The organism is Neorhizobium galegae (genome assembly GCF_017877135.1).
Taxonomy (GTDB): Bacteria; Pseudomonadota; Alphaproteobacteria; order Rhizobiales; family Rhizobiaceae; genus Neorhizobium; species Neorhizobium galegae_A.
Map to the genome: position 1 here is coordinate 56,317 of NZ_JAGIPH010000001.1, position 23,579 is coordinate 79,895.

18 protein-coding genes and 4 tRNA genes are annotated in these 23,579 nt (G+C 61.4%); 3 read left to right on the forward strand and 19 right to left on the reverse strand.

The window, feature by feature from the left end; translation table 11 throughout:
* Window positions 1-124: 124 nt before the first annotated feature.
* The 11 genes from rpoB to J2858_RS00360 form a co-directional block, all read right to left on the reverse strand.
* On the reverse strand, window positions 125-4,264 hold the full coding sequence (gene rpoB / locus J2858_RS00310) for a DNA-directed RNA polymerase subunit beta (protein ID WP_210102780.1): 4,140 nt from the start codon (window positions 4,262-4,264) through the stop codon (window positions 125-127).
* Window positions 4,265-4,519: 255 nt separating this feature from the next.
* Window positions 4,520-4,894: a 50S ribosomal protein L7/L12 gene (gene rplL / locus J2858_RS00315; protein WP_210102781.1), complete on the reverse strand. Its 375-nt coding sequence runs from the start codon at window positions 4,892-4,894 to the stop codon at window positions 4,520-4,522.
* A gap of 69 nt (window positions 4,895-4,963) precedes the next feature.
* The gene (gene rplJ, locus J2858_RS00320; RefSeq protein ID WP_006728784.1) at window positions 4,964-5,482 is read right to left on the reverse strand and encodes a 50S ribosomal protein L10; all 519 of its coding nucleotides are present in this window, start codon (window positions 5,480-5,482) and stop codon (window positions 4,964-4,966) included.
* Between the two features lie 341 nt (window positions 5,483-5,823).
* The gene (gene rplA / locus J2858_RS00325; RefSeq protein WP_210102782.1) at window positions 5,824-6,519 is read right to left on the reverse strand and encodes a 50S ribosomal protein L1; all 696 of its coding nucleotides are present in this window, start codon (window positions 6,517-6,519) and stop codon (window positions 5,824-5,826) included.
* 2 nt (window positions 6,520-6,521) lie between these two features.
* Window positions 6,522-6,953: a 50S ribosomal protein L11 gene (gene rplK / locus J2858_RS00330; RefSeq protein WP_210102783.1), complete on the reverse strand. Its 432-nt coding sequence runs from the start codon at window positions 6,951-6,953 to the stop codon at window positions 6,522-6,524.
* 148 nt (window positions 6,954-7,101) lie between these two features.
* Entirely contained in the window at window positions 7,102-7,632 is a 531-nt protein-coding gene (nusG, locus tag J2858_RS00335) for a transcription termination/antitermination protein NusG (protein WP_210102784.1), read from the reverse strand.
* A 16-nt stretch (window positions 7,633-7,648) separates the two neighbouring features.
* A complete protein-coding gene (gene secE / locus J2858_RS00340) occupies window positions 7,649-7,849 on the reverse strand; it encodes a preprotein translocase subunit SecE (RefSeq protein ID WP_210104061.1) in 201 nt (66 codons plus the stop codon).
* 194 nt (window positions 7,850-8,043) lie between these two features.
* A tRNA-Trp gene (locus J2858_RS00345) sits at window positions 8,044-8,119 on the reverse strand.
* A gap of 541 nt (window positions 8,120-8,660) precedes the next feature.
* Window positions 8,661-9,836, reverse strand: coding sequence for an elongation factor Tu (gene tuf, locus J2858_RS00350; RefSeq protein ID WP_210102775.1), 1,176 nt, complete (start codon window positions 9,834-9,836; stop codon window positions 8,661-8,663).
* A 167-nt stretch (window positions 9,837-10,003) separates the two neighbouring features.
* A tRNA-Gly gene (locus tag J2858_RS00355) sits at window positions 10,004-10,077 on the reverse strand.
* 28 nt (window positions 10,078-10,105) lie between these two features.
* Window positions 10,106-10,190: transfer RNA gene (locus J2858_RS00360), tRNA-Tyr, on the reverse strand.
* 205 nt (window positions 10,191-10,395) lie between these two features.
* On the opposite strand from J2858_RS00360, the gene rlmB reads away from it, so the two are divergent.
* The gene (rlmB, locus tag J2858_RS00365) at window positions 10,396-11,280 is read left to right on the forward strand and encodes a 23S rRNA (guanosine(2251)-2'-O)-methyltransferase RlmB (RefSeq protein WP_210102785.1); all 885 of its coding nucleotides are present in this window, start codon (window positions 10,396-10,398) and stop codon (window positions 11,278-11,280) included.
* 28 nt (window positions 11,281-11,308) lie between these two features.
* Here rlmB and J2858_RS00370 read toward each other — a convergent pair whose 3' ends face one another.
* The 5 genes from J2858_RS00370 to J2858_RS00390 form a co-directional block, all read right to left on the reverse strand.
* The gene (locus J2858_RS00370) at window positions 11,309-11,740 is read right to left on the reverse strand and encodes a response regulator (RefSeq protein ID WP_281067707.1); all 432 of its coding nucleotides are present in this window, start codon (window positions 11,738-11,740) and stop codon (window positions 11,309-11,311) included.
* Between the two features lie 56 nt (window positions 11,741-11,796).
* Window positions 11,797-12,858 (reverse strand): HD-GYP domain-containing protein, encoded by a 1,062-nt coding sequence (locus J2858_RS00375; protein ID WP_210102787.1) that lies wholly within the window; start codon window positions 12,856-12,858, stop codon window positions 11,797-11,799.
* A 13-nt stretch (window positions 12,859-12,871) separates the two neighbouring features.
* Window positions 12,872-15,166: an ATP-binding protein gene (locus J2858_RS00380; protein ID WP_210102788.1), complete on the reverse strand. Its 2,295-nt coding sequence runs from the start codon at window positions 15,164-15,166 to the stop codon at window positions 12,872-12,874.
* The gene (locus tag J2858_RS00385; RefSeq protein WP_210102789.1) at window positions 15,166-15,672 is read right to left on the reverse strand and encodes a molybdopterin-dependent oxidoreductase; all 507 of its coding nucleotides are present in this window, start codon (window positions 15,670-15,672) and stop codon (window positions 15,166-15,168) included. Before J2858_RS00385 ends, J2858_RS00380 begins: the two co-directional genes overlap by 1 nt.
* A gap of 69 nt (window positions 15,673-15,741) precedes the next feature.
* Window positions 15,742-16,194 carry a chemotaxis protein CheW gene (locus J2858_RS00390; RefSeq protein ID WP_210102790.1) on the reverse strand — a complete coding sequence of 151 codons (453 nt, stop codon included), beginning with the start codon at window positions 16,192-16,194 and terminating at the stop codon, window positions 15,742-15,744.
* A gap of 431 nt (window positions 16,195-16,625) precedes the next feature.
* On the opposite strand from J2858_RS00390, the gene J2858_RS00395 reads away from it, so the two are divergent.
* Both J2858_RS00395 and J2858_RS00400 read left to right on the forward strand, forming a co-directional pair.
* A tRNA-Thr gene (locus J2858_RS00395) sits at window positions 16,626-16,701 on the forward strand.
* 151 nt (window positions 16,702-16,852) lie between these two features.
* Window positions 16,853-17,626 carry an NAD kinase gene (locus J2858_RS00400; protein WP_210102791.1) on the forward strand — a complete coding sequence of 258 codons (774 nt, stop codon included), beginning with the start codon at window positions 16,853-16,855 and terminating at the stop codon, window positions 17,624-17,626.
* Window positions 17,627-17,701: 75 nt separating this feature from the next.
* Here the strand turns inward: J2858_RS00400 and prfB are convergent.
* From prfB to J2858_RS00415, 3 genes are all read right to left on the reverse strand, one after another.
* Window positions 17,702-18,833 (reverse strand): peptide chain release factor 2 gene (gene prfB, locus J2858_RS00405; RefSeq protein ID WP_210102792.1). Its coding sequence is split into 2 segments (ribosomal slippage): window positions 17,702-18,763 and window positions 18,765-18,833, totalling 1,131 coding nucleotides; the frame shifts between segments, so codons are not numbered across the junction.
* A gap of 112 nt (window positions 18,834-18,945) precedes the next feature.
* Window positions 18,946-21,399 carry a penicillin-binding protein 1A gene (locus J2858_RS00410; protein WP_210102793.1) on the reverse strand — a complete coding sequence of 818 codons (2,454 nt, stop codon included), beginning with the start codon at window positions 21,397-21,399 and terminating at the stop codon, window positions 18,946-18,948.
* Between the two features lie 270 nt (window positions 21,400-21,669).
* Window positions 21,670-22,860: an N-acetylmuramoyl-L-alanine amidase gene (locus J2858_RS00415; protein WP_245365569.1), complete on the reverse strand. Its 1,191-nt coding sequence runs from the start codon at window positions 22,858-22,860 to the stop codon at window positions 21,670-21,672.
* Between the last annotated feature and the right edge of the window lie 719 nt (window positions 22,861-23,579).

The following is a 23,579-nucleotide window of genomic DNA, read 5'->3' on the forward strand; positions in this document are numbered from 1 at the left end:
GGAGGACCGATGCGTCGCCTAAAACGGTCATAGCCGCGAAATGCGGCGAAATTCCCCTGCCCTGCAATCGGAAGCCGCAGGTGGGGACGGCGCGCGCTCATGAAAGCGCGCGCCCTTTTCCGATTTATTCTGCCGCGTCGGGCAGCTGGCCAGATGCGTCGGCCGCGTCGAGCTTGGAATTCTCCAGCTCGACAGAGAGGCCGAGCGAGCGCATTTCCTTGACGAGAACGTTGAAGCTCTCCGGAATGCCCGCCTCGAACGTGTCGTCGCCGCGCACGATCGCCTCGTAGACCTTGGTACGGCCGGCCACGTCGTCCGACTTCACCGTCAGCATTTCCTGCAGGGTGTAGGCAGCACCATAGGCTTCCAGAGCCCAGACTTCCATTTCCCCGAAGCGCTGACCGCCGAACTGTGCCTTACCGCCGAGCGGCTGCTGCGTGACGAGCGAGTACGGACCGATCGAGCGTGCATGGATCTTGTCATCGACCAAGTGGTTGAGCTTGATCATGTACATGTAGCCCACGGTGACCTTGCGGTCGAACGCTTCGCCGGTACGGCCATCATAGAGAACCGACTGGCCGGACGAATGCAGGCCTGCCTTTTCGAGCATGGCCGAGACGTCTTCCTCATGCGCACCATCAAAGACCGGCGTGGCGATGGAAACGCCGCGCTTTGCCTCTTCAGCCAGACGCACGAGCGACTCGTCGTCGAAACGCTTCACCTCGTCATGCGATTCCGACGCGTAGATCTCGGTCAGTTCGGTGCGCAGCTCGCTGATGTCCATCGTCTTGCGATAGTCTTCCAGCATCTGGCCGATCTTCTTGCCCATGCCGGCGCAAGCCCAGGCCAGATGGGTTTCGAGGATCTGACCGACGTTCATGCGCGAAGGCACGCCGAGCGGGTTCAGGCAGATGTCCACATGCGTGCCATCTTCCAGGAACGGCATGTCTTCGACAGGAACGATGCGCGACACAACGCCCTTGTTGCCGTGACGGCCGGCCATCTTGTCGCCTGGCTGGATCTTGCGCTTCACAGCGACAAAAACCTTGACCATCTTCATGACGCCCGGAGGCATTTCGTCGCCGCGCTGGACCTTCTCGACCTTGTCCATGAAGCGCTGTTCAAGGCGCGATTTGGATTCGTCGTACTGGCCACGCAGGGCTTCGATCTCGCCTTGGACCTTTTCGTCCTCGACGGCAAACATCCACCACTGCGACCGCGGATATTCGGAAACGACCGCGTTGGACAGCTCAACGCCCTTCTTGAAGCCCTTCGGGCCGGCAACCGAAACCTGGCCGCGCAGCATGTCGACCAGACGGCCGTAGACGTTGCGGTCAAGGATTGCCTGTTCGTCGTCACGGTCCTTGGCAAGACGCTCGATCTCTTCACGCTCGATGGCCATCGCGCGCTCGTCCTTTTCCACCCCGTGGCGGTTGAAGACGCGCACTTCGACGATCGTGCCGAAGGTGCCGGGCGGCATGCGCATGGACGTGTCACGCACGTCGGATGCCTTTTCACCGAAGATGGCGCGCAGAAGCTTTTCTTCCGGCGTCATCGGGCTTTCGCCCTTCGGCGTGATCTTGCCGACGAGAATGTCGCCGGGGGCCACTTCCGCACCGATGTAGACGATACCGGCTTCGTCGAGGTTCTTCAGCGCTTCTTCCGAAACGTTCGGAATGTCGCGCGTGATTTCTTCCGGACCAAGCTTGGTGTCACGCGCCATCACTTCGAATTCTTCGATGTGGATGGAGGTGAACACGTCGTCGGAGACGATGCGTTCCGACATCAGGATCGAGTCTTCGTAGTTATAGCCGTTCCACGGCATGAACGCGACGAGCGCGTTGCGGCCGAGCGCCAGGTCGCCGAGGTCGGTCGAGGGACCGTCCGCGATGATGTCGCCCTTGTTCAGGATGTCACCGACAGCCACCAGCGGACGCTGGTTGATGCAGGTGTTCTGGTTGGAACGCTGGAACTTCTGCAGGCGGTAGATATCGACGCCGGACTTGCCGGCATCCAGATCTTCCGTGGCGCGGATAACGATACGCGTCGCGTCGACCTGGTCGACCACGCCGCCACGACGGGCAGCGATGGCAGCACCGGAGTCACGGGCGACGACCGGTTCCATGCCGGTGCCGACGAACGGCGCTTCGGCGCGCACCAGCGGCACGGCCTGACGCTGCATGTTGGAACCCATGAGGGCGCGGTTGGCGTCGTCGTTTTCCAGGAACGGGATGAGAGCTGCGGCAACAGAGACCAGCTGCTTCGGCGAAACGTCCATCAGGTTGATGGTGTCGCGCGGCGACAGCATGACTTCGCCGGCATGACGGCAAACGACGAACTCTTCGACGAACGAACCGTTCTTGTCGAGTTCGGCATTGGCCTGCGCCACGTAGTATTTTGCCTCTTCCATGGCGGAGAGGTAAATCACTTCCTTGGTGACAACGCCGTCGATGATCTTGCGATACGGGCTTTCGATAAAGCCGTACTTGTTGACGCGGGCAAAGGTGGCCAGCGAGTTGATCAGACCGATGTTCGGGCCTTCCGGCGTTTCAATCGGGCAGATACGGCCGTAGTGGGTCGGGTGAACGTCGCGGACTTCAAAGCCTGCGCGCTCGCGGGTCAGACCGCCCGGTCCAAGAGCCGAGAGACGGCGCTTGTGGGTGATTTCCGACAGCGGGTTCACCTGGTCCATGAACTGCGACAGCTGCGAGGAGCCGAAGAATTCACGCACCGCAGCGGCAGCCGGCTTGGCGTTGATCAGGTCCTGCGGCATGACAGTGTCGATTTCGATCGACGACATGCGTTCCTTGATGGCGCGCTCCATGCGCAGAAGACCCAGGCGATACTGGTTCTCCATCAATTCACCAACCGAGCGAACACGACGGTTGCCGAGGTTGTCGATGTCGTCGATTTCGCCCTTGCCGTCGCGCAGTTCGACCAGCATCTTGACCACGGCCAGGATGTCGTCCTTGCGCAGCGTCCGCACGGTGTCGGCCACGTCGAGGTCGAGACGCATGTTCATCTTGACGCGGCCAACGGCCGACAGGTCATAGCGTTCGCTGTCGAAGAACAGCGAATTGAACATGGCTTCGGCCGATTCCATGGTCGGCGGTTCACCCGGACGCATGACGCGGTAGATGTCGAACAGAGCGTCCTGACGGTTCTCGTTCTTGTCCACAGACAGCGTGTTGCGGATATAGGCGCCGACATTGATGTGGTCGATGCCCAGAATCGGGATCTCGTCGAAGCCGACTTCGAGAATCTTCGGCAGGTTCTTCTCGTCGATTTCTTCGCCGGCTTCCATATAGATTTCGCCGGTTTCCATGTTGACCAGATCTTCGGCGAGGAAGTTGCCGTAGAGGTCTTCGTTGGAAGCCTTCAGGGCCTTCAGGCCCTTATCGACGAGCTGGCGCAGCAGGCGCGGGGTGAGCTTCTTGCCGGATTCGACAACCACTTCGCCGGTATCGGCGTCGACCATTTCCGACAGCGTCTTGGCGCCCTTCAGCGTCTCGGGCTGGAACGGAACGCGCCAGCCATTGCCGTCGCGCACGTAGACAGCCTTCGAATAGAAGGTCGACAGGATTTCTTCGCCGTCCATGCCAAGCGCCATCAGCAGCGAAGTGGCCGGGATCTTGCGGCGACGGTCGATACGCGCATAGACGATGTCCTTGGCGTCGAATTCGATATCAAGCCAGGAACCGCGATAGGGGATGACGCGGGCAGCAAACAGAAGCTTGCCCGAGGAATGGCTCTTGCCCTTGTCATGGTCGAAGAAGACGCCCGGGGACCGGTGCATCTGCGAGACGATGACGCGCTCGGTGCCGTTGACGATGAACGTGCCATTGTCGGTCATGAGCGGCATGTCGCCCATGTAGACGGACTGTTCCTTGATGTCCTTGATGGACTTTGCGCCCGTATCCTCGTCGATATCGAACACGATGAGGCGCAGCGTCACCTTCAGCGGCGCAGCATAGGTCAGATCGCGCTGACGGCATTCCTCGACGTCGAACTTCGGCGGCTCGAATTCGTAGGACACGAATTCCAGCATCGAAGCGCCGGAGAAATCCGTGATCGGGAACACGGAACGGAAAACGGCGTTAAGCCCCTCATCGGGGCGACCGCCGGCGGGTTCTTCGACCATGAGGAACTGGTCGTAAGATGCCTTCTGAACCTCGATGAGGTTCGGCATTTCTGTGACTTCTGGAATTTTGCCGAAAAACTTGCGTACGCGCCTACGACCATTGAACGAAAGGGTCTGAGCCATCGTCGCTCCTTCAAAAATTGCATCCGGGCCTGCAACGGACGGTGTGCGATGGCCAGTCGACCCCGTCGATCATGAGTTGTTCAATCTCGTTTCCGCTCTCGAAGCACCGGCCGGATTGCCGTCTGCGTCGAGGAGAAACCATCCTCTTGAAGAACCCATTACCCAAAAGCCGTTTCACGGGCTTTTGGGTAATCAGTTCCGGTGAAATGGACAACGGGAGAGGGCTGACAAGCCCTCCCCCATCGCATTTCGATATTACTTGACGTCGACCTTGGCGCCGGCGTCTTCGAGCTTCTTCTTGAGGTCAGCAGCTTCAGCCTTGGAAACAGCTTCCTTGACAGCCTTCGGAGCGCCTTCGACGAGGTCCTTGGCTTCCTTGAGGCCGAGACCGGTGATGGCGCGGACTTCCTTGATGACGTTGATCTTGTTGGCGCCAGCGTCAACCAGGATCACGTCGAATTCGGTCTTTTCTTCTTCGACCGGTGCAGCAGCAGCGCCGCCAGCAGCAGCAACGGCTACCGGTGCAGCAGCCGAAACGCCCCACTTTTCTTCGAGCAGCTTGGAAAGCTCAGCAGCTTCCAGAACCGTCAGAGCGGAGAGGTCTTCAACGATCTTTGCGAGATCAGCCATTTTACAACTTCCTTAATAGATGTTCGGTTCGAAACGAACGGGTTAGGGTATGAACAGCGAAAAACCGCCTTACGCGGCTTCGTCCTTCTTTGCATAGGCCGCAAACACGCGGGCAAGCTGAGCTGCCGGTGCTGCCACAACGCCTGCGATGCGGGTTGCCGGGGTCTGAATCATGCCCAGCAGCTTTGCACGCAGTTCGTCCAGCGAAGGCAGGGTCGCAAGCGACTTGACTGCATCGGCGGACAACGTGGTTGTTCCCATGGCGCCGCCGAGGACAACGATCTTGTCGTTGGTCTTGGCGAAATCCATGACGACCTTCGGAGCCACAATCGGATCATTGCTGAATGCAATCAGCGTCTGACCCTTGAAGAGATCGGTGATCCCTTCGGCTTCCGTGCCCTGAAGAGCGATCTTGGCCAGGCGGTTCTTCGCGACTTTGACGGTGCCGCCAGCAGCGCGCATTTTCGAACGGAAGTCGTTCATCTGCGCAACTGTGACACCAGCATAGTGGGCCACGACAACCGAACCGGAAGCCTTGAAGACTTCGTTCAGCTCCGTGACGAATTCGCGTTTTTCCGCTCTTTCCACTGTCTGTCTCCAGTTGATGGGACCGCAATCCTGCAGGCCCCACCGGGTTTGCCTTTGCCTCAAGGGATCCCTGTTACAGATCCCAAGCGACGCTTGAGGATCCTGTCCCCTCCGGATGGACCAAAAATCCAACCGCAAGGCGAATAAGGCTCGAACCGAACTTCAAGACGTCATCAGACGTTTAAATACCGGATCTTACCCGTCTCATGCAGGCGACTATTAAGGCCGTGAGGCCGCCCGCAATCTCGGACAGGAGTGCCAGGTTTTGACACCGGGCATTTCCGGCCCCGAAAGGCCGGAAACTGTTCGGAGCAGAGCCAGATGCCCTGCTCAATTCAAAATCAGGCCGTTACCGTCGAAGGCTCGACGCGCACACCCGGACCCATGGTCGAGGAGAGTGCGACGCGCTTCAGGTAGTTGCCCTTGGCACCGGCCGGCTTCGCCTTGATGACGGCGTCGGCAAATGCCTTGATGTTTTCTTCCAGAGCCTTGGCGTCGAAGGAAGCCTTGCCGATACCGGCATGGATGATACCAGCCTTCTCGACGCGGAACTCGACAGCACCGCCCTTGGATGCCTTGACGGCGCCGGCGACGTCCATGGTCACGGTGCCGACCTTCGGGTTCGGCATCATGCCACGCGGACCGAGAACCTTACCGAGACGACCGACGAGCGGCATCATGTCCGGGGTCGCGATGCAGCGATCGAAGTCGATCTTGCCGCCCTGGACGATTTCCAAAAGGTCTTCGGCGCCGACGATGTCTGCACCGGCAGCCTTGGCTTCGTCAGCCTTGGCGCCACGGGCGAAGACGGCGACGCGAACGTCACGGCCGGTGCCGTTCGGCAGGTTGACCACGCCGCGAACCATCTGGTCTGCGTGACGCGGATCGACGCCGAGGTTCATGGCGATTTCGACGGTTTCGTCGAACTTGGCCGTTGCACGGTCCTTGACCAGCGCGATTGCGTCGGAAAGAGCAATCAGCTTGGTGGGATCGATGCCTTCACGGCCCTTCTGAATACGCTTTGCAAGCTTTGCCATGATCAAGCCACCACTTCCAGGCCCATGGAGCGGGCGGAGCCCTCAACCATCAGCATTGCGCCTTCGATGTCGGCAGCGTTGAGATCCTTCATCTTGGCTTCGGCGATCGTGCGCACCTGAGCCTTGGTGATGGAGCCGGCCTTGCCGCCCTTGCCGGGGGTCTTGGAACCGGAGGTGATCTTCGCTTCCTTCTTCAGCCAGTAGGTAACCGGCGGCTGCTTCATCGCAAACGTGAAGGACTTGTCCTGGTAATAGGTAATGACGACCGGGATCGGCATACCCTTTTCCATTTCCTGCGTGGCGGCGTTGAACGCCTTGCAGAATTCCATGATGTTGATGCCGCGCTGACCAAGGGCCGGGCCGATCGGCGGGGACGGGTTGGCCGATCCTGCCTTGACCTGGAGCTTGAGCTGGCCTGCTACTTTTTTAGCCATTTCTCTGCCTTTCAGTGAGAACCGGTTGCCCGGTCCAGATATGCCGGACGAGGCCGGCGGCTGCGGTTGCGTGGTGCGTCTGGTCGGTCCGGCTTAAAAGACCGTCATCCTCCCACGCGGGGTCGGGAAGTCACCTTCCCGCGTCGTCTCAGACCTTCTCGACCTGAGCGTATTCCAGTTCGACCGGCGTTGCGCGACCGAAGATCGACACTTCCACCTTGAGGCGCGAACGCTCCTCGTCGACATCCTGAACAATGCCGTTGAACGAGGCGAACGGCCCGTCGGACACGCGAACCTGCTCGCCGATCTCGAACGAGATCGAGGACTTCGGCCGCTCGACACCTTCCTGGACCTGGCCCAGGATGCGGTCGGCTTCGAAATCCGGGATCGGAACCGGCTTGTTGTCGGATCCGAGGAACCCGGTCACCTTCGGCGTATTCTTGATGAGGTGATAGGCCTCATCCGTCAGGTTGGCGCGCACCAGCACGTAGCCCGGGAAAAACTTGCGCTCGGCATCGACCTTGCGGCCGCGGCGAACTTCGACAACCTTTTCCGTCGGCACCAGGATCTTTTCGAACAGATGCTCAAGCCCCTTCTGGCGAGCCTTATGTTCGATATCCTCGGCAACCTTCTTCTCGAAATTCGAATATGCGTGGACGATGTACCAACGTGCCGCCATCTTCATCTCCACAAATTTAAACGCTGATGCTCAGAACGAGCCGGATGATCCAGCCGATCAGCTGGTCCGCCGCAAAAAAGAACAGCGCGGCAAAAACCACCATCACAAGCACCATGGCCGTGGAGATCATCGTCTCACGACGGGAAGGCCAGGTAACTTTTGCCGTTTCAGCGCGAACCTGCTGCAGAAACGCGAATGGATTCGTTTTGGATGCCATGACTGCCCACGCAATTACGGCGCGCAAGCTGAACTTCTTCAGCCCCACGCACCGCGTGTCTGTTTGTACCCTACATAAACACAGCTCTCCCCTTTCACAAGGGTAAAAACGGCATCCATGCAATTTGCCGATATGGGCCGGCCTGCCCTCCTGCCCTGCGCCAATGAAAGATCATGTCGCCGCGCGGAAATGAATGGCAGGGGCAGCCGGGCTTGAACCGACGACCTGCGGTTTTGGAGACCGCCGCTCTACCAACTGAGCTATACCCCTATTCGTCGCAAGAGAACCTGCCGGTGCCGGCCGCCCCTTTCGAAGACATGGCGCTCTTTAAGATGGGACTGCCGGCTTGGCAAGGGGCTTTGTTAAATTTGCTGCACTTTCTGTACAGCCGGAATGTGGTGTTCAACGGCTTCGGGCAGCCGCTGCCGGTGGCTCCGGAGCATTCACGGTTAAGACCGGCTCCCGGCGCATTCTCGAAGCGGCACAGGGCGTGTGGCGCGGGGCCACAGACCTTGTCGATATCCTTGAAACCGACGCAGCGACCGTCCGACCCGCGGTGACCAGGGCCACCCTTGCACCCGCATCCGCGGCAGGCCGCTCCGGACACGCCGCCTCAGCGTCCGGCGCAACCGCAAGGCTCAGACTGACGAGAATCACCGCGCAGGCGATTCGTCCGATTCGCTCCTGCCAGACTTTCATCATTTGAGCCGCCCTCATCGAATCAGTCTTCGCCAGACATATAAAGAGAGCCTCGCCGTTGCCGGCGAGGCTCCTTCATATTCCCTTGCGGGAAGACAGGGTGCGATATCGATTACTCGATGATCGAGGCGACGATGCCGGCGCCGACGGTGCGGCCGCCTTCGCGGATTGCGAAGCGCAGCTTTTCTTCCATCGCGATCGGAACGATCAGCTCAACGGCAACGGTGACGTTGTCGCCAGGCATAACCATTTCCGTGCCTTCCGGAAGCGACACGATGCCGGTCACGTCCGTCGTGCGGAAGTAGAACTGCGGACGGTAGTTGGTGAAGAACGGCGTATGACGGCCGCCTTCTTCCTTCGTCAGGATGTAGGCTTCAGCCATGAACTTCTTGTGCGGCTTGACAGAGCCCGGCTTGCACAGGATCTGGCCACGCTCGACGCCGTCACGCTGAACGCCACGGATCAGAGCGCCGATGTTGTCGCCGGCCTGGCCCTGGTCGAGCAGCTTGCGGAACATTTCAACGCCGGTCACCGTCGTCTTGGTCGTGGCGCGGATGCCGACGATTTCGACTTCTTCGCCAACCTTGACGATACCACGCTCGACGCGGCCCGTCACAACCGTACCACGGCCAGAGATCGAGAACACGTCTTCGATCGGCAGCAGGAAGGGCTGGTCGATCGGGCGCTCAGGCGTCGGGATGTAGGCGTCGACCTGAGCCATCAGCTCGCGGATCGCGTCTTCACCGATCTTCTTGTCCGAATCTTCAAGAGCAGCAAGAGCCGAACCCTTGACGATCGGGATATCGTCGCCCGGGAAGTCGTAGGACGACAGAAGTTCACGAACTTCCAGCTCGACGAGCTCGAGAAGCTCGGCGTCGTCAACTTGGTCGACCTTGTTGAGGAATACGACGATGGCCGGAACGCCAACCTGACGGGCAAGCAGGATGTGCTCGCGGGTCTGCGGCATCGGGCCGTCGGCTGCCGAGCAAACCAGGATCGCGCCGTCCATCTGCGCTGCACCGGTGATCATGTTCTTGACGTAGTCGGCGTGGCCGGGGCAGTCAACGTGCGCATAGTGACGGTTGGCCGTCTCATACTCGACGTGCGCCGTCGAGATGGTGATGCCGCGCGCCTTTTCTTCCGGAGCAGCGTCGATCTGGTCGTACGCCTTGAACTCGCCGAAATACTTCGTGATCGCTGCCGTCAGAGACGTCTTGCCGTGGTCAACGTGGCCAATCGTGCCGATGTTCACATGCGGCTTGTTGCGCTCAAACTTGCTCTTTGCCATTGATGCTTCCTGTGATCAAAAAGAATGATGGACCCGCGCGTGCGGATTTGGTGTCGCCGTGTACGGCTTTCCCGTTCGATGCGCAAGATATAATTACGGTGTCGCCGTCTACAAGGCCCGGCGCTTCCGGCGCATCGTCAGAGTGGGTCTGTGGTGCCTGGGGAACTTGGAGCGGGTAGCGGGAATCGAACCCGCGTATTCAGCTTGGAAGGCTGCTGCTCTACCATTGAGCTATACCCGCGGGGTGGCTTGTCGGTCGAAGATCAGAATGGTGGAGGGAGTTGGATTTGAACCAACGTAGGCTGAGCCAACGGATTTACAGTCCGTCCCCTTTAACCACTCGGGCATCCCTCCAGTATTCTGTCTGGACCGAAGACCAAGCTCGTCTGTGTCTGCGGCGAAGTCGTTTGCCTCAGTCACGGCGGCGTATATGACTGCCCCGTTCGCCTCTGTCAACACGACTGGAAACGAAAAATGACAGAAAATTTAAATCTCTCCAGCGGCCTGTGGACAGAGGCCGGGACTATGCCGGATGGCGGCGCATCTGTATAAGGCGGCCATGAGCAAGGAAGATCGCCCCGACAAATCCGCCCGCGACACCCATTACGCGACGCTGCGCCGACAGGTGCGCGACGCCAAGCGTGAGCGTGGCGAAATCCCGACCCCGCAGCAGGACCGCCGCAGTCGCCGCAAGGAAGACTGGACGCCGCCGCAACTGGCGCCCGACGTCGTCTATCTCTATGGCCTTCACACGGTGCGTGCCGCCCTCGACAACCGCGCGCGCAAGCTGATCAAGCTGTCGGTGACCCAGAACGCCTTTGCGCGCCTCGATATCGGGCAGCCTGAAAGCCTGCCCTACCCCGTCGAGTTCGTGTCGCCGCAGGATCTGGACAAGGTTCTGGGTCCCGATGCCATTCACCAGGGCGTCATGCTGGAAACCCGGCCGCTTCCGATGCGCCGGCTGGAGGCGCTGAAGGAAAGCCCGCTGCTGCTCGTGCTGGATCAGGTGACCGATCCGCACAATGTCGGCGCCATCATGCGCTCGGCTGTCGCCTTCGAGGCAGGCGCCATCATCACCACGCAGCGCCACAGCCCGACGGAATCCGGCGTGCTGGCAAAATCCGCCTCCGGCGCTCTTGAAATGATCCCCTATATCCAGGTGACGAATCTTGCCGATGCGCTCGGCGAACTGCATCGGCTCGGCTTCCAGACCATCGGTCTCGATTCGGAAGGACCGCAGCCGCTCGAGGGCACCTTTGCCGGATCGAAGGTGGCGCTGGTGCTGGGTTCCGAAGGCAAGGGACTTCGCCAGAAGACCCGCGAGACCTGCACTGCGCTTGCGCGTCTTGACATGCCCGGCGCTATCAAGTCGCTCAATGTCTCCAATGCCGCCGCAATTGCGCTCTATGCATCACGCCGGCATCTTGCCCAACCCACGGATTGATCGGCGCAGGCGCGCGCTCGGCTGTCCGTCACGCCGAAAAACGACGCATCCGCTCCGGCGGCAGCGCGTCGTTTCCGGCGCGCACCTCTGCGGCATACTGGATGGAGCCGATCAGCTCCAGATCGAACAGGGGTTTGGAAATGACGCCAAGCGCGCCGGGCACGCCGCCCGAAAGCGCTTCCGGGTTGGCCGTCATGAACACGACGGTCGCGCCCTTGGCGGCGAGGCTCCGACCGATGTCAGGGCCGGTCGGACCATCCTGCAGCTGCACGTCGACAAAGGCGATATCGCAGGCATCGGAGTAGCGCAGCGCATCGGCGCGATTGGCCGCAATCCCGGCCACCTCGTGGCCGAGTGCAAGGACCGCTTCCTCAATGTGAAGCGCAATCAGCAGCTGGTCCTCTACGACCAGAATTCGAAACGCCATGGCCCCCTCGTTTTGCCTTATTTGTACGCGCAACGCGTGATCCCGGCAATGGTTCCCGCAACGGTTTGACCGTGGGCCGGCTTGGCCGGCTAGCCTGCCTCCGCCAGATCCTCGGACGCTTGATCCGGGTGGACGGCCATGATCTGGCGGATTGCCGGCAGGCTCTTGATGAAGGCGGCCACGCAGAGCGGATCATATTGCGATCCGGCGCGCTCCTGGATGTGCTGGACGGCGCGCTCCAGCGTCCAGGCTGCCTTGTAGGGCCGCGCAATGGTCAGCGCATCAAAACTGTCGGCGATCGCAACGATGCGCCCGGCAAGCGGGATCTCGTCTCCGGCCAGCCGCTCCGGATAGCCCTGGCCGTCATAGCGCTCGTGATGGGCGCTGGCGATATCGGCGGCAAGCTGCAGCAGGCTGATGCGTGACTGACCCAGGATATGGCCGCCGATGGCGCTGTTGCTTTTCAGATAGGTCACTTCCGGATCGACATAGGTGCCGCGCTTCAGCAGCATGGCATCGGGAATGCCGACCTTGCCGATATCATGCATCGGGGCGGCAATGCGGATATCGCTGCAGATGGCGGCCGGCAGACCATAGGCCTTGGCGATCGCCTCCGCATAGGCGCCGACGCGCAGCGTATGCAGGGCCGAATCGGTATCCTTGTAGGTGGCGGCAAGCGTCAGGCGATAGATGATTTCCTGCTCGCGCTCACGCAGTTCGTCGACCGCCTTTTCCACCTCGGTCTTGATCCAGATCGCCTTCTCCGCCAGCTGGTTGCGCGCCTGAACAAGCGCCACCAGATTGCGGATGCGCGCCTGGAATTCCGCTGGATTGATCGGCTTGGTCAGGAAATCGATCGCGCCGGCATTGATCGCCGTCATGCGGGTTTCCGTATCGCCATCGGCGGTCACCACGACGAAGGGCTTGTCGCGGTATTTTTCGAACCGGCGGATTTCGACAAGCAGATCGACGCCGTTATAGACCGGCATCTGGAAGTCGATGACGCCGATGTCGAAATCGAGATCCGGCATGGCGCCGAGCGCCTCTTCCGGGCCTGAAAAAGCGATAGCCGTGCAGCCGGACACTGTGCTGGCGAGCTTCTTCAGAAGGATGAGGTTGGTTTTGTTGTCGTCGACCACGAGAATTTTCATCGTCTCTCTGTCCTTAAGCAGCAACGGTCTGGTCTTGGGCGGCAAGGGACTGGCGCGCGGCGTTCACCATCTGCGCCAGCAAGTCGATATCGGCAGGCGACGGATCCGAATGGCGCAGCGCCTGCGACAGGTCGGAAATGTCCATCAGCCCGATATTGGAGGCGGAGCCCTTCAGATTGTGCAGCAGGGGATCGAGCTTGTGCCGCTCGCCGCTTGCAAGCATCGCATGAAGACCGGCCAGAATGTCCACGGCATCCTCGAAGAACGCATCCAGCAGTTCCTGGAACCCGTCCTCGCCGAGGATCTCGGCGATCTCCTGCCGGCGCGCCGAGACGGTGGCTGCGACAGAAGGCGTGGTTACCGGCGCAGCGGACACCACGGGCGTAGCGGGCGGCGCAGCGACCTGCGGTCTTGATACCGCGGCAGGCGGCGCAGCGGACACAAGTCCCGCATCATCGCCCAGTTCACGTTCCACCTCGCGGATCAGCCGGTGCAGAACGGCAATGCCGATCGGCTTTGCCTGAAAGCCGGTCATGCCCGCCTCCAGGCACAGGCGACGGTCTTCCTCCGAGGCATTGGCGGTGAGCGCCACCACCGGCACATCGCGGCATGGTCCACCGCCGGCGCGCACCTGCCGCGTCGCCTCGATGCCGTCCATGACGGGCATCTGCATGTCCATGAGGATGAGGTCGAAAGGTTCGGCCGCGGCCCGCTCCACGGCCAGCGCGCCATTTTCCGCAAGCGTCGCGTCTTGGCCGAGATGATCGAGGTAACCCAGAATCACCTGCTGGTTGACCTTGTTGTCTTCCGCCACGAGGATTCTCAGGCGCCTCAGCGCCACAAGCGGTGCATTGCCCTTTTCGCCCTGCTGTGAGGTGACGGCCTCGGTGGCCTCGATCGGCATGTCGAACCAGAACGTACTGCCCTCGCCCACCGTACTGTCGACGCCGACCGACCCGCCGAAGCGATCGATGATCTCCTTGCAGATGATGAGGCCAAGCCCGGTTCCGCCATAGCGGCGGCTGATGCTGGCATCGACCTGCGAGAAGGGCTGGAAGAGTTTTGCCTTGCCCTCCTCATCGATGCCGATGCCCGTGTCCTGGACCTCGACGCGCAGCCAGAGCCCGCCCTTGCGCCGTGTCTGGGACATGCGCAGGGTCACCCGGCCGCCCTGGGTGAATTTCACCCCGTTGCTGATGAAGTTGAGAATGACCTGGCGCAGCCGCGTCGGATCGGACAGCACCGTGCGGGCATGCCACTCTCCGGCAATTTCCAGCGTCACGGTGTTTCCCGCTTCCGCCGCACGGCCGCGCATCATGTCGGTGCAGGTTTCGGCGAGCGCCTGCAAATCGACCGGGCGTCGTTCGAGTTCCAGCTTGCCATGCTCGATCTTGGCGTAGTCGAGGATCTCGTTGATGATGTCGAGCAGTGCCTCGCCGGAGCGGCGGATGGTGCGGATATGGGCCGACGTTTCTGCCGAAAGCCGGCCGAGTTCCAGAAGCTCCACCATGCCGAGGATGGCGTTGAGCGGGGTCCGGATCTCATGCCCCATGGTGGCCATGAACTGCGATTTTGCCCGGTTGCCGGCCTCGGCTGCCTGGTAGGATACGCTGAGCTGCTCGGCCATGGCCTCGAGACTCACGCCGGCGGCCTGGACACTGCGCAACTGGCGTTGCAGCGTCAGAATGAGGAAGGCGACCGACAGCACCAGCAGGCCAATCAGCACGATCGACTTGCGCTGCAGGCCCTCCAGCTCAATGCGGGCTTTTGCCCGTTCGCTCGAGACGAATGTATTGGTATAGACGAGAAGTTCGCTGGTGGAATCGACAAGCCGCGACCACTGGCCGTCCAGACCCTGCAGTTCCTCCAGCGACACCGGCTGGCCGGCTGCGATGGCATCGAAGACCGGCTGGCTTTCAAATATGATCTTCTGGATCTGGTTGAGGTGCTTGCCCACCTGGACATCGATGGCGAAATTCTTCTCGAACTGCGCCTTCTTCAGCATGTCCATGCGGGAAAACACAACGTCATAGCGCAAGGACAGTCCCTGCAGCCGATCCTCGCCCAGATTTCCGCTGGACAGCATCAGCTGCAGGTCGTGAACGAGTTCGCCGCTTTCCCGATTCAGCTGGTAGACGGACCACATGGCGTTTTCCCGCACCGCATCGCGCATGTCGCGCTGGCGGGTGGAAATATCCACATAGACCGAGACGAGGATCGCCAGCAGGACGACTGCGAATATCTGCAGTATCGCCGTGATCCGGCTCGCCTTGCGGATCACGTCACCGCTGAAAAGGGTCTGCGCCATCACGGTTTTACCTCGATCTCCTTGATCTGCCAGACGGAGCGCGAGAAATAGGCTTCGTTGTAGAGGCCCGGCTCCAGATCGAAGGGATAGATGAGGAAGAGCGGCCCCTTGTCGCGCACCGACATCAGCTTGCCATTGGCGCGGGTGGCGAGAATCGTCTCATGCTTCAGCGCGTCCTCGGCCGGGACGGTGGCGAAATAGTCGTTGATGGCGCGCACCAGCAAGGTATTGCCCTGTGCGCCGGCAGCCGTCAGCACCGAGCGCACCAGAGGTCCGGAAAACTCCGTTTCGCCTTCCGTCCACGGTGTCTTCATCTTGCCGGTGCGCCCGGCAAGCTTTTCCAGCATGGCAAGATCGAACTGGGCCGTTTCGCCGACATTGGGCGTGGCAAGTTTCCCCTTCACGGTGAGGATGACCGGCCCGGTCGGCTTGTCGAGCGACCAGGCGGCAGGGGCAGACACGGACAGGGCGGCAAGGAGAACGGCAAGATGTGCAAGGATACGCATGAGTCACTCGCTCGGGTCGATGGTTCGGGGAACAGGGTCAGGACAACCGCCATCCTGGCGGCAGCAGCGTCAGGCAGCGTCCGACAGGCCGTCGACGCCAAACAGGCGCTGGACATTGATGAAGCAGATCATTCCGTCTGCATGGGTGATGATGCCGTCGCAAAAGCGGCTGTCGAAGGAGGAGACGACATCGGGCACCGGCTGCAACTGGTCTTGCGAAACCGACAGCATGTCCGTGACGTGATCGACGAGCAGGCCGATGATCTCGCTTCCGGCCTCCACCACCACGATGGCGCTGCGTTCGCTGCGCTCGGCGGGCGACATGCCGAGACGATAGGCCAGATCGATGGTCGGGATGACGGTGCCGCGCAGGTTCATCACGCCCAGAACATGCCCGGGCGCATTGGGGATCGGCATGGAGGGCGCCCATCCGCGGATCTCGCGCACGCTGGTGGTGCGAATGCAGAAGTTTTGCTCCCCGAGCCGAAAGGCAATGATCTCGAATATGTCGGATGACGCCATGGCGGACAGTCCCTCTCGTGTCGTTCGCGAACCGGTGCCGCCGCAAGGCGGGCAGATCGGCGCAGGCGGCCACCGCTCACCGTCCGCAGAAGCGCCTGCGAAAACTGTTGAAAAGCGAATGATCTGGGCGGCGCTCCACTCTCCCGCCGGCCCGCAGTAAAAAGGCAGGCTCGTGCAGAGCATTCTCCAGGCCGGGTCCGCATTCATCTCGGAAGGGACGCAAGACCGCATCACCCGGCTTTCCAAATCTAGGGCAAGGTCTCTAACCAAGAGTGAAGGAAAAGCCTCAAACGCTTCTTTTTCTCAGTATTTCCTAATATGATACAGTCTGCGACATCGTCCCGGCACAGCCCCCTTCGCCGCTTCCGGGCCGGACCGGTGCACTTTCCTCTTTACACACACGCAGAATATGGTAACTCGCACCTCGGAATGCCCTTGTAGCTCAGTTGGTAGAGCACCTGATTTGTAATCAGGGGGTCACGAGTTCGAACCTTGTCGGGGGCACCATTCCACTTCCCAGTCCGGCGCCTCACCCTTTTACGCCCCTTCCGCTACCGCGTTTCAGGCGCGCACCGGCAAGCGGTTGCATTCCCCTGCCCAAGCACTTGTTTCCACCGCCGTTTTTCCTGTACCAAGGTGCACCAGAAGAGGTGCGCCAATGTCATCGAATTCCAAACGTCTTTGCTTCATGGCATCGTCGGCGCCCGAAGCGCAGATTGCGCTGTCGGAACTGACCGGTCTTTACGGCAATGCCAGCGTCGAAGACGCCGATGTCATCATTGCCCTTGGCGGCGATGGCTTCATGCTGCAGACGCTTCACCAGACGATCAACAGCGGCAAGCGGATCTACGGCATGAACTGCGGGTCGGTCGGTTTCCTGATGAACGATTACCGCGTCGACCTTTTGCAGGAGCGCATCGACAACGCACTGGAAAACGATTTTCATCCGCTGCAGATGACGACAGTGAATGCCGACGGCACAAGCTCGGTGGCGCTTGCCATCAACGAGGTCTACCTGTTTCGCCAGTCCTACCAGGCGGCGAAGCTCCGGGTCACCATCGACGGCCATGTGCGGCTGTCCGAACTGATCTGCGACGGGCTGATGATTGCCACGCCCGCCGGATCCACCGCCTACAACCTCTCCGCCCACGGACCGATCCTGCCGCTCGAAGCACCGCTTCTGGCCATGACGCCGGTGTCGGCCTTTCGCCCGCGCCGCTGGCGCGGTGCACTTCTGCCCAACAAGGTCTGCGTGGAAATCGATGTGCTGGAGCCGGAAAAGCGGCCCACCAATGCGGTGGCCGACAATACCGAGGTCAAGGACGTGCTGCATGTGCGCATCGCCCAGTCAAATGCGCGCACGGCCCGCATCCTGTCCGACCCCGACCATTCCTGGTCGGAACGCATCCTGGCCGAGCAGTTTTCCGACTGAGCAAGGCGCGCATGAAAAAATGGCGCGTCGCCCTTTCAGGAGACGCGCCACCTTGATGGATCAGGTCGAAGACCCTCAGTCGATATCGGCCACTTCGGCGCCGGCGCCGCCGCTGATGCGGTGGGCAAGGGCTGCCTCCATGAAATCGTTCAACTCGCCGTTCAGCACGCTGTCCGGATCGGTGCTTTCGACGCCGGTGCGCAGGTCCTTGACCAGCTGGTAGGGCTGCAGCACGTAGGAGCGGATCTGGTGGCCCCAGCCGATATCCGTCTTCGATGCGGCTTCGGCGTTTGCGGCCTCTTCGCGCTTCTTCAGCTCGGCTTCGTACATGCGCGCACGCAGCATGTCCCAGGCCTTGGCCTTGTTCTTGTGCTGCGAGCGTTCCTGCTGGCAGGCCACGACAATGCCCGTCGGAATATGCGTGATGCGCACGGCCGAATCGGTGGTGTTGACGTGCTGGCCGCCGGCGCCCGACGAGCGGAACGTATCGATGCGGCAATCGCTCTCGTTGATCTCGATATTGATCGAATCGTCGACCACCGGATAGACCCAGATGGATGAGAACGAGGTGTGGCGGCGCGCATTGCTGTCATAGGGCGAGATGCGCACCAGGCGATGCACGCCCGATTCGGTCTTCATCCAGCCATAGGCATTGTGGCCCTTGACCAGAATGGTCGCGGACTTGATGCCGGCCTCGTCGCCGTCATGCACTTCGAGCAGTTCCACCTTGAAGCCCGAACGCTCGGCCCAGCGGGTGTACATGCGCAACAGCATGTTCGCCCAATCCTGGCTTTCGGTGCCGCCGGCGCCCGAATGCACTTCCACATAGGTATCGTTGCCGTCGGCTTCGCCCGACAGCATGGCTTCCACCTGCCGGCGCGCCGCTTCGGACCGCAGCGCCTTCAGCGCATCCTCGGCCTCGCCGACGATGCCGTCGTCGCCTTCTTCCTCGCCAAGCTCGATCAGCTCGACATTGTCCTTCAGGCGCAGTTCGAGCGCCTTGACGCCGGCAATCGCATCATCCAGCTGCTGGCGCTCGCGCATCAGCTTCTGGGCTTCGGCCGCATCGTTCCAGAGGCTCGGATCCTCTGCCTTGTTGTTCAACCAGTCCAGTCGTCTTACCGCCTGATCCCAGTCAAAGATGCCTCCTCAGCAGGCTTATGGCCTGCTTGATTTCGTCGACAATATTCAGGGTTTCATTGCGCATCTGTGTATGCTTCGTCCTTTCGGGGGAAATTGCGCCGTCAATAGTGGCAGGCGCGGGCGAAGTAAACCCCGCACGAGCCCGTGAGGCCAGCGCGGGGATTGTCCGGTCAGGCTCAGAAAAGCCCGCCTGCCCCGGATGTCACCGCCTGCTGGGCCTGCGGCGACGTCTTCAGGATCTCTTCCGGCGGCAGCTGGTCGCCCATGCCGATGACCGACAGCGAATCGGCCGGCCCGGTGCCGGGCTTGAAGGCCTCGATGATCGAATCCGGCTCGCCTTCATAGGCGAACATGCCGGTCTTGCGGTTGACCGGGATGAGTTGCATGCCGGCCGGCACGATGAACTTGCTCGGCGCCGTCACCTTGGCGGCCTGCGCGAGGAAATCGCCAAAAATCGGCGCAGCAAGGCCACTGCCGGTGCCGGCACGGCCAAGCGGTGCGGGCGTGTCGAAACCGACGTAAAGGCCCGCCACGAGATCCGGCGTGAAGCCGACGAACCAGGCGTCCTTCTCGTCATTGGTCGTGCCGGTCTTGCCGGCGACGTCACGGTCCTTGACCGGGATCTTGCCGGCGGCGGTCCCGCGGGTCACGACACCTTCCATCATGGAGGTGATCTGGTAGGCGGTCATGGGGTCGAGAACGCGTTCGCGGTTGTCCACCAGCGTCGGCTCGTCCTGATTGGCCCACTGGCTGAAATTGCAGCCATCGCAGCCACGCTCCTCATGCCGGAAGATGGTCTTGCCGTAGCGGTCCTGGATGCGGTCGACGAGCGTCGGCTTGATCTGCTTGCCGCCATTGGCAATGACCGAATAGGCCGAGACCATGCGCAGCACGGTGGTTTCACCGGAACCCAGCGACATCGCCAGCACCGGCAGCATCTTGTCGTAGATGCCGAAGCGCTCGGCATATTCGGCCACGAGATCCATGCCCATGTCCTGCGCCAGGCGCACGGTCATCTGGTTGCGGGATTTTTCGATACCGGTGCGCAGCGTCGAGGGACCGGCGCTGTCACCGCCATAGTTTTCCGGACGCCACACCTGGCCGCCCGACACCATTTCGATCGGCGCATCGAGAATGACGGAGGCCGGCGTATAGCCATTGTCGAGGGCTGCCGAATAGACGAAGGGCTTGAACGACGAACCCGGCTGGCGCATGGCCTGCGTGGCGCGGTTGAATTCCGACTGGGCGTAGGAGAAGCCGCCGACCATGGCAAGTACACGGCCCGTATGCGGATCCATCACCACCATGCCGCCCTGCACCTTGGGCGGCTGACGCAGCCGGAAGCTGCCGGTCTTGCCGGCAATCGGCTCCACATAGACCACATCACCGGCCTTCAGCACGCCGTCCGGCGACCGGGCGGTTTTGCGCTCGCCCTTGGAATCGCGATAGGCCCACTTCATTTCGTCGGCGGGGATCTGGCCGCGCACGCGCTCGTCGGCCACCTTGCCGGCCACGGTTTCCGGCTGCAGGCCGATGTCGACGCTGTTTGCCGAAACGGCGGTCACCACCGCCAGCTGCCATTCCGGCACGTCGCGCAGCGGCTGCAGCTTTGCAATTTCCACGCCCCAGTCGCCGGTAACGGCGATCGTCGCAATGGGACCATGGAAGCCGCGGCGCTGATCGTATTCCACCAGTCCGTGCTGCAGGGCGGCGCGCGCCATGATCTGCATCTGCGGGTCAAGCGAGGTGCGCACCGAAAGGCCGCCTTCGTAGAGAGCCTTTTCGCCATATTTGCCGATGATCTGGCGGCGGACTTCCTCGGAGAAGTAATCCGAGGCAAACAGCGAGGTGCCGCCGCGACGCAGTTTTACGCCGAGCGGCTGGGCCTTGGCGTCGGTCGCATCGCCAACCGTAATGTAGCCGTTCTCGGCCATGCGATCGATGACCCAGTTGCGGCGCTCAAGCGCTGCCTTTTCATGGCGGAACGGATGGTAATTGGCCGGGCCCTTGGGCAGCGAGGCAAGATAGGCGGTTTCGGCAATCGTCAGTTCCGTCACCGACTTGTCGAAATAGGTGAGCGCTGCACCGGCAATGCCGTAGGCGTTGAGGCCGAAGAAGATTTCGTTGAGATAAAGCTCGAGGATCTTGTCCTTCGAATAGGTCTGCTCGATGCGGAAGGAGAGAATCGCTTCCTTCACCTTGCGGTCGATTGTCTGGTCGGCCGAGAGAAGGAAGTTCTTGGCCACCTGCTGGGTGATGGTGGAGGCGCCCTCCGGACGGCGGCCGGACCCGATATTCTGCACGTTGTTAAGGACGGCGCGGGCCAGGCCCCAGAAGTCGACGCCCGGATGATTGTAGAAATTCTTGTCTTCCGCCGACAGAAAGGCTGCCTTCACCCGGTCGGGAATGGCCTGGATCGGCAGGAAGAGGCGCTTCTCACGGGCATATTCCGACATCAGCGCGCCGTTTCCGGCATGCACGCGGGTCGCCACCGGTGGCTCGTAGGAGGCAAGCACCTCGTAATTGGGCAAGTCCCTGGATACGCCGCCGAGATAAACGGCAGCGACGGCGGCCACCACGAGGAACCCCGCGCAGGCCAGTCCGAACAAGTATCCAAGCAATCTGATCATCAGCAGCTACCGCTTTAATATCGTCTGGCGCACAACAGCACCATCTCATGTTTCGAGGCGTTTTGCACGGGCGGCCGGACAAGCGCAAGCCTGAAGCCTTGAAAACCGGGCCATCATCCGTGACGGTTAAGATCCGAGTAACCTTTCGAATGTGAGTAAAATAGGGCTCCCGCGCGCCTTTCACAGATCGTGACCGACACGCGGCGGTTTTAAAGGCCAATTTAACGGCTCGCTGTAGCAGCGGAAGCACGGTGCATGCGCTGCCCTTTGTCAGCCGCCGCCGGCCACCGTCTCGGCGCGGTAGCGTCCCACCGCATCGGCCATCCGGTCGGCCACCTTCTGGCGCCAGGCCGGATCGAGCAGCAGCGCCTCATCGGCCGGGTTGGACAGGAAGCCGAGTTCCAGAAGGATGGACGGCATGTCCGGGGCGCGCAGAACCTGAAAACCCGCCTGGCGATGCGGATTGTTGATGAGACCGATCTGGCCGTCGAAGGATTTCACCACCCGTTCGGCCAGCGAGATCGAAAAGGCCTGGGTTTCCCGCCGCGCCAGATCAAGCAGGATATCGGCGATTTCCGGCGGCCCGCTTTCGATCGAATAGCCGGCGAGCTGGTCGGACAGGTTTTCGCGCGCGGCAAGCGCTGCCGCCATCCGGTCGGACGCGGTGTCGGAGAGCGTATAGACGGTGGCGCCGCGGATGTTCTTCTGGCCGAGCGTGTCGGCATGCAGCGAGATGAACAGGTCGGCGCCGCCCTGGCGCGCCAGCGTCACGCGCTCCGAAAGCGACAGGAAGGTGTCGCTGTCGCGGGTCAGAAACGCCTTCACGCCCTTTTCCTGGTTGAGCCGGGCGGCCAGCGTTTCGGCAAAGGCCAGCGTGATCTCCTTCTCCGGCGTCTTCGACGTCGCCCCCATCGCGCCGGTATCGATGCCGCCATGGCCCGCATCGACGGCAATGGTGAACACGCCATCCGTTGCCGGATCGCGGGCGCTGGCGCCGAGCCCCTCGATGGCGGATCCCGATTGCGGCTGCACCCATTTCTGCTGCGCCACCAGATCGGCAAAAGCCTTCGGCGTGGTCATCTCCGCATCCAGCACCAGCCGGTAGCCGTGCCCCTCGTTCTTCTGCACTTCGGCCAGAACGAGCCGCACCGGGCGAATGCCGGTGAAAACGATGCGTGCGCTGCCCTGCCCCATCGTGCCGTAGCGGATGTCCTTGAACAGGCCGCGCGCGGAAAGGTCGGCGGCGGGAAAGCCGAAGGCGGTGGCCGGAAGATCGATGACGATGCGCTCGGGCGAGGCGACGTAATGCGCGCTGAATTCCGGCTTTCCGTCAAAATCGATCACGACACGCGTGCGGGCGTCGTCGCCGGCAATGCGGGCGCTGAAGGCAAGAAGCTTTTCGCCCTCGCCTGTCGCCGGCTCCGTCTCCGTGGCATGGGCGCGGGCGACGAAGGAGACCATCATGAGCGACGCCAGAAGCAGCGCACACAGCCGGGTGAAACGAAGCGATCCGCGAGCGGAACCGTGCCAAGCGCCCAAGAGGCCCGCCTGCCCGACTGGAAGTGCCGTCGAAAGCCGTTTCATCCGCGCGTCCGCTCCCCGTATCCGCCTGTCCATGCGCAGCAATGCTGCGCGCCTGCTGTCAAGAACGCCTGCCCGAAGCGTTCCCTTCCGGCTTTTTCAAGGCCATTGCCATGCCTGGCGAAAGGCCGGCCGAAGCCCAACCATGAGGCGCGATTCGCCTGGCTCCTGCCCGTCCCGGCCCGACAGCCGGGCGTCAGAGGCACAGCATGCGGCGCCACCGCCCGTTTGACCTCTGGCTTAAGGCGCGCAAATTGATCCATAGTAAGGCAGAACCGGCTTTCCCCTTGCTATTGTTATCGAGAAAACATACAAGGCTTATGAGGGTTTAAGTGTCGACGGGATAGTATGTTGATAGGCTGCCAGCAAGTCAGTTCTGGCGCCAAAGACCGACAGACATCCGCCGTCTCTACATTTGGCCTGAAACTCTATCCGAACCGGCGGTGGCCGGAGACAGTACCGGATGGCTCGCCATCCACGCTCATCGGGAGCAAATTCATCGGACCCCTGGTCGGGTCTATTGTATCGTCTTTCTCGTCTGGTCTTTGATGTCGCGGCACGGATTGCATAAACTGGAACAGCGGAGGGAGCCCATGGCT